The organism is Pseudomonas vanderleydeniana (assembly GCF_014268755.2).
GTDB classification, from domain to species: Bacteria; Pseudomonadota; Gammaproteobacteria; order Pseudomonadales; family Pseudomonadaceae; genus Aquipseudomonas; species Aquipseudomonas vanderleydeniana.
Map to the genome: position 1 here is coordinate 4,072,990 of NZ_CP077093.1, position 11,236 is coordinate 4,084,225.

At 60.5% G+C, this 11,236-nt stretch carries 4 protein-coding genes; 1 reads left to right on the top strand and 3 read right to left on the bottom strand.

Translation table 11 applies throughout. From position 1 onward, the window contains the following. Positions 1–80 precede the first annotated feature (80 nt). On the top strand, positions 81–3,905 hold the full coding sequence (locus tag HU752_RS18150) for a hypothetical protein (RefSeq protein WP_186683536.1): 3,825 nt from the start codon (positions 81–83) through the stop codon (positions 3,903–3,905). A gap of 551 nt (positions 3,906–4,456) precedes the next feature. On the opposite strand, the gene HU752_RS18155 is transcribed toward HU752_RS18150, so the two are convergent. From HU752_RS18155 to HU752_RS18165, 3 genes are all read right to left on the bottom strand, one after another. Beyond that, complete coding sequence (locus HU752_RS18155; RefSeq protein ID WP_186683535.1) at positions 4,457–6,730, bottom strand: autotransporter outer membrane beta-barrel domain-containing protein; 2,274 nt, start codon at positions 6,728–6,730, stop codon at positions 4,457–4,459. 219 nt (positions 6,731–6,949) lie between these two features. Next, the gene (locus HU752_RS18160) at positions 6,950–8,887 is read right to left on the bottom strand and encodes a hypothetical protein (protein WP_186683534.1); all 1,938 of its coding nucleotides are present in this window, start codon (positions 8,885–8,887) and stop codon (positions 6,950–6,952) included. A 358-nt stretch (positions 8,888–9,245) separates the two neighbouring features. Further along, a complete protein-coding gene (locus HU752_RS18165) occupies positions 9,246–10,955 on the bottom strand; it encodes a hypothetical protein (protein ID WP_186683533.1) in 1,710 nt (569 codons plus the stop codon). Positions 10,956–11,236 lie beyond the last annotated feature (281 nt).

Consider the following 11,236-nt stretch of genomic DNA (forward strand, 5'->3'; position numbering starts at 1 on the left):
CGCGCAGTTCAATAACCCGTACGGCTTGCCTAACGGGTTTTCGGGTCGGTTCCCAGCATGCGATCACACAGGATCTCGCCATGAACGATCTCGTCCCCAGCCTGCGCTTTCCGGCCCCGACCTTCGAGCGTGACCCCACGCCCGAACGACGCCCCTTCAGCGACCTGGCCATCGAGGTCTACGGCCAGCGCCCGGTGATCGGTGCCGACCTCGGCATCAACAAGGGCGCTCTCGACACCTATTACCCCCACGGCCTGCTGTGCTTCCTGCTGCCCTACCTGGAGCAGGAAGAAGATGACTTCGTCGAACTGTTCTGCGGCAACGACGAGTTCCCCGTGGCGTTCACCCACGTCACTGCCTCCCAGGCCTTGAGCGGCGAGCGCATCCCCCTGTTCATTCCCCATGCCCGCCTGCCCGACGGGGTGATCCAACCCGTGTTCTTTCGCCTGACCCGTGTCAACGGCGGCAATCAGGAGGAAACCCGGCGCCAAAGCCTGATGGTCGACACCATTGCTCCCGCCGGCCCCTACGATCCGGTTCCCAGCACACCCTGGCATGAAGGCATGGCCCCGCCATTGCCACCGCCGTTCATCATCGACTACGGCGTCGACCGCGACAGCGCCGAGCGTGGGGTACCGGTGACCATCGAGCCCTACCCGCTGGACGAATCGGCCCCGCACAGCTGGCGCATGGCCGAACATGACCGTATCCGCCTGTTCATCGGCGGCGTGCTGGTCGAGCCCGTGCACCGGGTCACCTGGGATGAGGCCAACAATCGGCTACCCCTGACCATGACCCTCTACTACGAAACCTGGCTCAAGGTCGGCGACGGCCAGAAGGTGCTCGAATACGAAGCCATCGACCAATGCGGCAACTACTCGGTCAAGTGGTCGCCGCAGACCGTGCTCAAGGTCAATATCGGCAACGACACCCGACCCCGCCTGGCCTATGCCTACATCGACGAATCCCACCTGGGCGATGAGTTCGACACCCTCGACTACGATGAGCTGGGCGAGGACAACGACGCCACCATCGTGGTCACCCAGGTTCGCCAGGGTTATGAGCGAGGGGACGCCTTGCGGATCACCTTCGAAGGTCGTACGGCAGACAACGCCGTCGTGCGCGAGGTGATCGACTACCCGATTCCCGACGAAGAGATTGGCCGCAACACCCGCCTGCCCCTGCGCAACGAGATCGTCCGCGAACTGGTCGGCGGCACGGCGGTGCTCAGCTACGAGCGCATTCGTGGCGGCGAGGAACCGCAGCCGTCGGAAGTGACCCGCCTGGCTATCGTCGGCAGCCTCACCAGCCGCCTGACCCAACCCCTGGTGCTGGAGGCTGTAGGCGATTTTCTCGATCCCACCACCTTGGAGATTACCGTCGAGATCCCCGCCTACACCGGACAGAACTTCACGGACCGCGTCGACCTTTATCTGCTGGGCACCAAGGCCAATGACGAACTGGAGTTCTGGCACTTCTTCACCATGGCCGGTAGCAACAAGGAGCCGGTGTACTTCTATCTCAAGGCGGGGCGGGACCTGGACATCACCAGCCTCAACGGCGGTACGCTGCAACTGCACTACCAGGTCAGCAATGCCGAGGGCGTGCGTGAATCCCGGCACACCCTGCTCCAGGTCGGCGAGGCCTCCGCCACCCTGCCGGTGCCCAAGGTCCCCGAAGCCATCGGCGGCGTACTCGACCCGGAAGACGCAATACGTGGCGTGCGTGTCGTGGTACCCAAGGAAGCCAACCTGCAGTTGGACGACCGGCTCAGCGTCTACTGGCGTGGCAGCAAGCCGGGGGGCAGCTTCAGCTACCGTCAGGTCGACGTGAATGGCTGGCTCAACACCGATATTCCCTTCCCCATCGATCGCCAATACGTGGATGCCAACCGTGGTGGTTCGGTCAAGGCCTCCTACCTCGTCGAGCGCGACCGCAATACCGTGTTCTATTCACACGTACTGTCGTTGAGGATCGGACAAACGCTGGACCTGCGCCCGCCCGAAGTGCTGGAAGCCAGCGCACCCGGTGACCTGCTCAACCCGATCAACGCCCAGAACGTGGCCACTATCCGGGTACGTTACGAGGACATGAGGAACTCCGATAACATAAAGGTCTATTGGGACGGTGCACCCGGTGACACCGGCAGCCCGGCCATTGCTCCCAAGCCGGGCAACAGCGCCCAGGGGTATGTCGACTTCGCGGTGACCGGCCGCACCGTCGCGGCGAACATCGGACGGTTCGTCACCCTGCGCTACGAAGTCACTCGCGATGAAATAACGCTACCCTCCCAGTCGCGCCAACTGCGCGTGCTGAGTTTCGCCGAGATTCCCGGAGGCAACCCACTGCCCTCCCTGCAGATCGAAGAAGCGCAGAACAGCCGGATCGATGTCAACGGCAGCGTGACATTCCGCGTCAACGAATGGCCGTTCTTCCGCCAGGGTGAACGGGTATGGTTGACGCTGGAAAGCGGCAGTTCGACGCTACGCATCTGGACCGGGCACCAGGTCACGGCCACCGAATTCCAGCAGAAGTACCTGCGCCATGTCATCACCGGCACACCCGCCTCCGCTGACTGGTTGAAGTCCCTCGCGGATGGCAGCCCGTTACGCGTGGTGTTCAAGGTAGCCTTCGGTGGGGGCGCCAGCGAGGTCGATGCCCAATCCTTCCCATCACTCAATCTCAACGTGCTCAACCAACCGGCGCCTGTCGAACTCCCCCCTCCCAGCGTGCTGGAAGCTACCGCACCCGGTAACCTGCTCAACCCGATGAATGCCCGGCAGCAGGCCACCGTGCGAGTGCGCTACGACATGCGCGATACCGACAGCATCAAGGTCTACTGGGAAGGCGTGGCAGGCAGCAGCGGCAGTCCGAGCATTGCCCCCAAGCCCGGCAATGCCAGCCTGGGCCATGTCGACTTCACGGTACCCGGCCTCGCCGTGGGTACCAACATCGGCCGCACCGTGAACGTACGCTACGAGGTTACCCGCGACGGCGTGACCCGCCCCTCCGACAGCTCGCTGTCGCTGCGCGTGCTGAGCTTCGCCGAGATTCCCGGGGGCAATCCGCTGCCCGCCCTGCAGATCGAAGAGGCCCGCAACGGCATCATCGATGTGAATGGCAGCGTGACCTTTCGGGTCAACGAGTGGCCGTTCTTTCGGGAAGGCGACTACGTGTGGCTGATACTGGAAAGCGGCAGCTCGACATTGCGTATCTGGAACGGCTCCAGGATCAATGCCACCGAGTTCCAGCAGAAGTACCTGCGCCGGGTCATCACCGGCACCCAGGCGCACGCGGCCTGGCTGCGTGCCCTCCCCGATGGCAGCTCGCTGAACGTGGTCTTCAAGGTGGTGTTGGGTGGCGGCAACCAGGAAGCCAATGCCCAGGTCTTCAACCCACTGCGCCTCAACGTGCTCAACCAGACCGACCCGATCTTTGCCCTCGAAGAGAAATTCGATGGCATGGCCAACCAGTTCATCACCCGAGGAGAAACGCTCGACATCAGCCGCAGCATGGCAATCCAACTGCTGGAAAGCACGGACAGAAACAGGACATGCGGAGTGTATACCTACGACTATCCCGTTCCCGATTTTCTGGAAGGCCCGGCGCTGGTGGTCAACTACAACCTGCCCCAGGCGTCGAAAAACGACCAGAGAGTCAAACTGACCTTCAAGGCCACCTACCGCAAGGTGAGCTTCACCTGCAGCCAACGAAACCAGGCACTCACCGTTCGTTTCCTCGGTACGGGCGACACGCTCCTGGAGAGCAAGACCCTGACCAAGCCCGCCAGCGGTTTCGTCAACGATCTCATCGAATTCACCGCCACGCCAGGCGCACCGATCAACCATGTCGAGATCCTGAGCGACGAATACCTCTTCTTCGACTTCTTCAAGTTCTACCGATGAACCACAGGCTGTGCTCGATAACCCTGATGAAACGATCGAAACCTGCGAAAGGTTTCAAGGACATAAAAATGACAAGCCCAACTGGACTGTTTTCAGGCAAGACAATGATCCTGCCGCTCTTTGCACTACTGGCGGCATGTGTCCAATCACCTTCAACCCCAAACGCGGATGACACGTGCAGACAGGTCGGCTGGTTCAAGTCCTCCACAAGATGTGGTGTTTATTATTACTGCCAGCTCTTCAACGGTGATTACCTGCAATACCAATACCGGTGCAAGAACAACCAGGATGTCAGAGGACGCCCCGGTGCGCCCATCAATGGCGAGAGCGATTGCGGCCCTGACTTTTGTCCAGGCAAGGATGCGCCAGTACCGCGCAAACCCGGTGACCCACTGCCTCCCCAGCAACCCCTGGTGCCTTGACATCGTCCTGTGACACGCTGCCAAGCCGTACTCACGGGCCAGGTACCCTCGATCTCTCCCACGCGCAGCATGGGTACGATCAAAAAAAAGAGAGGCCGAGGCCTCTCTTTTTCACTGCTTGCCGTACGCTTACCAGCTGTAGCGCACTCCGACATTCGCGCCCCAGGGCTGGTCGATCTTCTGACCCTTGCTGAAGTCCAGGTCAGCATGCACCTGCCACTTGTCCGACACCGACACCGCGACACCGGTCCCCAGCTCCACCCGCGAACCCGACAGGTCGTTGTGGAAGGTGTTGTCGTTGACCTGCACCTTGTTGTTCTTGGCGAACTCCTGCACGAAGGCACCCCGAATGTAAGGCTGGGCCACGCGACCGTCACCGATGTCGAAGTTGCGGCCACCGGTCACGCCAGCCTTGCCGAGCAGCGACAGGGTACGACCGTTTTCCGCCTTCATGCCATTGTCCAGCTTGTAGTCGCGGCCCTGGATGGCCATCGCCGTCACCTGCACCGCCGGCTCGACGAAGTAGTCGTTGTCCAGCTTGATATGGCGACCGAACTCGCCGGACACCGAGGTGCCCAGGTCCTTGTAGGCACCCTTGGCCTTGCGGCCATCGCTGAGCGCCACCGACGACTTGTTGTGCAGGCTGTTGAGCTTGGCCACGCCGTCGAAGTAGTAGCCGCTCTGCGCATCCAGCCAGGTCGCGTAGCCGCCGATGTAGGTGCTGTTGACCATGCCGGTGGTGCCACGGCCCAGGCTCAGGTCGGACTTGCTGTAACCGGCCATGACACCGGCCAGCCACTGGCTGTCACCGACACGGCCGTCTGCCCCCAGGGAAAGACCCTGCTGGTTCTGGTCGTACGCGCCGCCCTTACCGGCATCGACCTTGTGCTTGTTGCCGTAGGTGCGCATCCAGCCACCGCTCTGGCCACCGTTGAAACGCAGTTCACCCATGCGCGAACGCAGCGAGCTCATTTCACCGTACATCACGGTCGGCGCGACGTTGGCCAGGGCCAGGACCGAACGGGTGCCCGGGCTGATGACCTTGGTGCTCGGGTCCAGGTGCCAGTCCTTGTTGTCGTTGTCACCGATCAACTGGTAGGAGTAGGTGCCCACGTCAAGCCAGTCACCCACCAGGCTGAAGTTCGCGCCGCCATCGGCGGTACGCGCCACCAGCAGACGGTCGCCGGACAGCGGGTCAGCGCCGCTGCTGCTGATCAGCAGCTTGTGCGAGCCCTCGGACGTGCCGGTGACGTTGAGGAAGTCCCCGTGCAGGTTGGCGAAGTCGGCGGTCATGATGAAGGTGCCGCTGCCCTTGAGGTTTTCCACGTCCAGCTGGTAGAACTCGCCCGGCGTGCCGAACTGGACGTTACCGCCGCCCAGGGTCAGGTCACCGATGCTCTGGTGGTCGGTCATCACCCACAACGCATTGCTGTTGATCGCCACGGTGTCGGCGTTGTCCATCCGACCGGTAAGCATCGAGCCGTTGTTCAGCGCCACGTGGGCGGTGCCGTTGGCGTCCTTGACGATATCGCCGGTCATGCTGGCGCCGTTCAAGGTCAGGTCCAGGGTACTGGCGCTGCCCACCTGGATATTGCCGGTCAGGGCCGTGTTGCTCACCCGCATGTTGGCATTGGCGCCGTTCTCCAGCTCCAGCATGTTGCCGTTGCCGCCGACCAGGGTCGAACCGTTGCGCACATCGATCTCGGCCGTGGTGGGCGTCGTGGACGTTGCGAACACCTTTAACGCGGCGCCCGTCAGCCCTTCCACCCGGGTACCGTCCAGCAGCAGCGCGGAACCGTTGTCCGTTTCAAAATCGGGGGACATGAAAATGCCATTGGCCCCTCCGGTGATGGTGCTGTTGATGGCCGTCAGGCGCCCACCCATCATCTGGACACCGTGACTGGAAGCACCGGTTCCGGTCACCCGCGACCCGGAAAGCAACAGCTCGCTCTCGGCACCGATGAAGGCACCTCCCGCCCCGCCACTGATGGTGCTGTTATGCACGCTCACCGTGGACCCACTGTTGGGTACGCCCATGAAGTTGCCCAGGACCAGCCCGGTGGCATCACGGCTGGAAACCGTCGAGTTGGCGATATTGGCCGAACTACCGTAGAGGGCAATAGCCGTTTGCGCGTTGGAAGACACCCCGGCCCCGGTGATGTTCAGCGTTGAGCCGCGCGCCTGGATATCAAGCGTGTAGGCACCTTCAAGTACATTCAGGGTGGCGCCGTTCCTGAGTTCATAGCGGTCAAGCATATCACCCGCGCTGATGGTTTCCTCCCGGCCATCGATCAGACCCGCCATCGCATAGCCGCCCACCAGGGAAAATGGCGCAACCGAAAGAAACTTTATTGCACTAAACAATCGAGAGTATTTGAAATCCTTATTTACACCTTTAAACATACCAACCTCTTACCTGACATGATGGGAGAACATCCCGTTACATAAAGCCGAGTATTGGTCACCGGCTTCGAGAGGCGTCAAAGTACAGGTATGAAAGAAAGGTTCATGTAGGATTTTTCTCTACATCGCGAAGTGATTTTCCTTAAGAATTATCAAAAAACAAAAAGGGAGCACAGTATCGAGTACTTGTGCTCCCTTGCCAAATCCCCTATTCAGCCATTAGGACGATATCCTGCAGCCACCGCCATCCAGCTCCTGCTGCAAAAGGTAGGCTTCAATGATGTCGGAAGTGCCGCCATTGAATCCATCGGACTTCTCCAGCCGGTAATACAGGCGGATCCTGGATTCGAATCCACCCAGTTCCACATAGGGCGAGTAAGGCACGGTGAACAACTCGCCTGGGTGCCCCGCATTAGCATGGTCCTGCTTGACCGTGATCAGGAAAGTTCCGCTGGCCGCTCCGATCTCGGTATCGCCCGAAAAACCCTGAAGCAAACGCCACTCGATCGTGATTGTATCCTCAGCTTCTATATTGGCTCTATCCAGAATCCGAATGGGCACGCCATTGTAGGGTTGGTTCGTGCAGTTGATCAGGTATTGTCCCGGTGCAAGTTCAATGAATCGGGTAAATTGCGGGTCCGCAAGATCGCCAATCTCGAAGATATTGACCTTCACCAATGTTCTTGGCGACTCGGTTTCATTGTCATTGAGACCGTTATTGAGAGTGTAATAGACCTCATGCTCGCCATTTTTCACCGTGTCGATGACACTCCAGGGTACCGTCAGTTCAAAGTGCCCGCGATCCAGGTCATCCTGGTTGATGGTATGGGCAGGCGAAAGAGCCTCTACTCCCCCCCAATACACCTGTACCTGATGGCCGAGTTGGACATCGTCATACAGGGCGAAAGTGACCTTGGCATCCTCGTTGATATCCTCCTGCCCCAGTTCGTTGTCCTTACCCGTCGAGGAAATGACCAGGGGCGGATCGAGGTCGTCGTTGATCGGCCCCGGACCACTGGGATCGTCCCCACCGCCAGCCGTGCTCAGATCCACCTCGACAGTAATGGGCGGCGTGTAGAAATACTCATCGGTTCCACGAACGATCTTGTAGCTGACCGGCGCCTGATAGGGCCCTGTGACCCCGCCAGACTTGAGCACTTCCCATGGCACATCGATCGATACGGGGAACGAGGGACGGTCGAGTGGCTTGAACAATGGCTTGCCATTGAAGTTGACCACAATGGTGTCCAAGCCGGGAATGGCGTTGTCGTAATGGTCGATCTCCACCGTCACGCCAATCTGGGCATCCTTGAGGTCGATTGGGGCCAGCGGTACGCGAGGAGGCTGCAGGTTGGCGGGTTCCGGCTCGCTGATCACTTTCAGCGGATAGACCGTGGCGGGCTTGCTGTCATTGCCGGCTCGATCCCACAACTTGTAGGTCAGCAGCCGCTCACCATCCGGCTGGCTGCGGATCTTGGCGGCGTCGATGGTGAACGTATAGGGCTGGCCATCGCCGGGAAGATCCTCGACCTGAATCGGCTGGCCATCGAAATAGCTCCAGAAAAACTCGCAACGGTCGCCAGGCCAGGGATCGGCATAGGGCGGAATGGTGATTTCAACCCCACCATGGGTATCCAGGTACTCACCGGTGAGCACATGACCTATTTCCGGGGGCAGCTCGGCGGCGTCGGGCGTGCCCAGGGCGTTGGGATCATACAGGTCCACCGTGAATTCGACCGGCGTCGCAGTCCCGTATTGCTGCGTGAAAGTGACTACATGGTAGTGCACTTTCTTGAGGCCATCCCCTCCCAGACGGTTTTTCGGAATATTGAGCTTGAGGGGAAACTGGCCCGCCAACGGCCGGTTGATCTTGATCACCGGCTCCAGAGCAACGTTTTGAAAGTAGAGGGTCAGTGTGTCCTGCCCTGGAAGTTCATTGGTGTACCATTGGTCGATCTCGAACTGGAAACCATTGGCATTCAACTCCGCCTTGCTCAAAAGCCCTTTCTGACCATTCGGAATATCGGGCATAAGATTGCTCGGCCGCAGCGGGTCGATCTCCACTTCCACCGGCGCTCGTATGGCCGAAGTGTTTCTGCTCGTCAGGTACTGCGTTCTCTGGCGCTCTGCCTCCAGATGTTTCTTGCTGGTTCGCATGTTCATCCACTCCATCAATGTCACGGCGGGTCGCCCGGCCATCCAGGCGCCCTGTTCGCGCCTTCACCACCGGACGCCCCTTCGGGCAATGCCGCCGTACATCGATCAAGGTGAACCTATTAAATCGGGAAACCGGCTCGCGCACATCCTGTCAGTTTTGACAGGTGCGCAAACCGCAAAACTGTGCATCGCGGCAAAAGCGGGTCAAAAATGCCTTTTAAAAAGACCCGGGCATCAGGGTGCGATCCGGCTATTTCGAAACAGACTATCAACGGTTCTCAGCGGGTCGCCCCGCGTGGTAAAGCACTACCCGGCCACCACGCGGGAACACTTCATCGCTGCTGTCGAACCAGGCGGGCTAGACGCCCAGGCACCGTTCGCCCGAGGGCCGGATCAGCGAAACGGCAATCATCTTTTTCTTCGAGTCGCCATAACTGCCGTCCTGCTTGCTCAGGGAGTATTGCAATACCGCCGAGCCGTTGCGTGGCGTCACCAGCCCCGGCAAGGTGATGAGTGGATTGAACGGCAGGACGGTGATGTCGACACCGTCGCGGGCCTCCTCCGGGCTCAGTATCCGCGGGAAGCTTTCTTCCGAGCCCGGGATGGGCGCCCCTGCCCCGTTGGTGGTGCTGTAGCCTTTCCAGTAGAGGGTGACGGTGTCGCCAGGAGCAAAACGCGGGTCCGCAGGCACGTGTACCCGAATGCCTTCCCAGGGGCGCGGCACCGTCTCGCAATTGATGGTGTTCCTGGCGTCGGCATCGACCACCACCGGCGCCAGCAGGTCCTCGATCCGGGTAATGGCCACCTTCACCAGCGTATCGCGGCTGCGCTGTCGGTTGACGCCATTGTCGGTCCAGTAATAGACCGGCAACCGCGGATGGCTGCCCACGCCCTCGACCACCGGCCAGGGTACGAACAGCTCGAGCAACTGGCCGGCGACATCACCTTGCTGGACCGTATAGGTACGGGCCAGCTCCGCGTCACTGCCCCACATCAGCTCCAGCCTTTCCCCCGGCTTGGGATTGTCGAACAGCGTCACCTCCACCTTCAGGTGTCGGTTGCTGTCGGCCGAGGTGACGATGTTGTCACCCGTCACGCCCTTGACCGTCACCGGGTCGAGGAACCGGTTGATCGGGTCCGGCCCTTCGGGCGCGGGGCCGGCCACCGTCAGGTCGACCAGGAAGAATGATGAATCGGAGGGTTTGGGTTGCTGTGTCCCCCTCTGATACAAGTAATGGATGCGCGTGGGGACCGGCGCATCGAAGCCCCCCGAGGACACCACGGTCCAGCTGAGATCACGGGGTATCGGCCAGGTATTCACATCCGCGAGCTGGAACGAAGGCAATGCCTGGGCGTTCCAGTAAGGCATCACCCAATCGCCTGCCGACGCGCCGTCGATGAACGGAATCTTCATCTTCAGCGGCAAGCGGGCATCAGCCAGGTCGATCAGGCCATCGAGCGCCTCCTCGATCCAGGGTTTTTCCAGGTCGCCGGGAGCCGCCACGGTCAGGACCTCGATCGGCGTCGGTGCCGAGAACCCGCCGCCGTTGCCGGCACGGTCCTTCAGGCGATAGCCGGCGTAACGCCGACCGGGGCCGCTGGCACGAATGACCGCCTCGGGGATCGTCGCCTCGATCGGTGCATTCTCATCCACCCAGTGTGCGTAAGTGATTTGCAGGGTGTGTGCCTCATCCTCATCGTCATCACTGCTCGATAGCCGTGGCGTCTTCGACCAGTAGAAGATGACCGTGTCCTCGATATGCAGGTCCGACCAGCGAGGGACGACCACTGGAGCGCCGCCATGATCGGTCAGGTACTCGTCGCTCAGTCCATCGGCCTCCACCTCATCCTCGAAACGCAGCCTCAGTCCGGCATTGCCCTGGTTGGGTGCGGTCTGGTCGATGTTCACGAACGTCGGACTCGATTCATCCGAACCGATCAGCGGGTTGCTCACCTCATAGCGGATCACTCGAAAACCGGGGTTGGTCATGTAATGGGCAGGGATGAAACAGAAATAGGGAAACAGCGTATTGGGATCGTAGGGCCCCACGATCTCATGATGGGGCACCACCGTTTCCGCGCCCCACTTCAGATCGATCCTTGTGGTGACTGACTGATTATGGAAGGGGTCAGTCCAGGGCCGTTCTATTCTGACGACCAACGGTTGCAGTTGCTGGCTCAAAGGGATGGTGTAGGCGGTTTCATCGGGCAACAGGGGCAAGCCGCCAGGCACCGTCGGAGAGTCCAGTTCCAGGATCCCGGACTTGGCCCTCTGGGCATCTGGCATGTCTGCCTGGGCTGCCAGCGTTGAGGCTTTTGATGTGCCTTTCTTGGACTTGGGTTTCGACA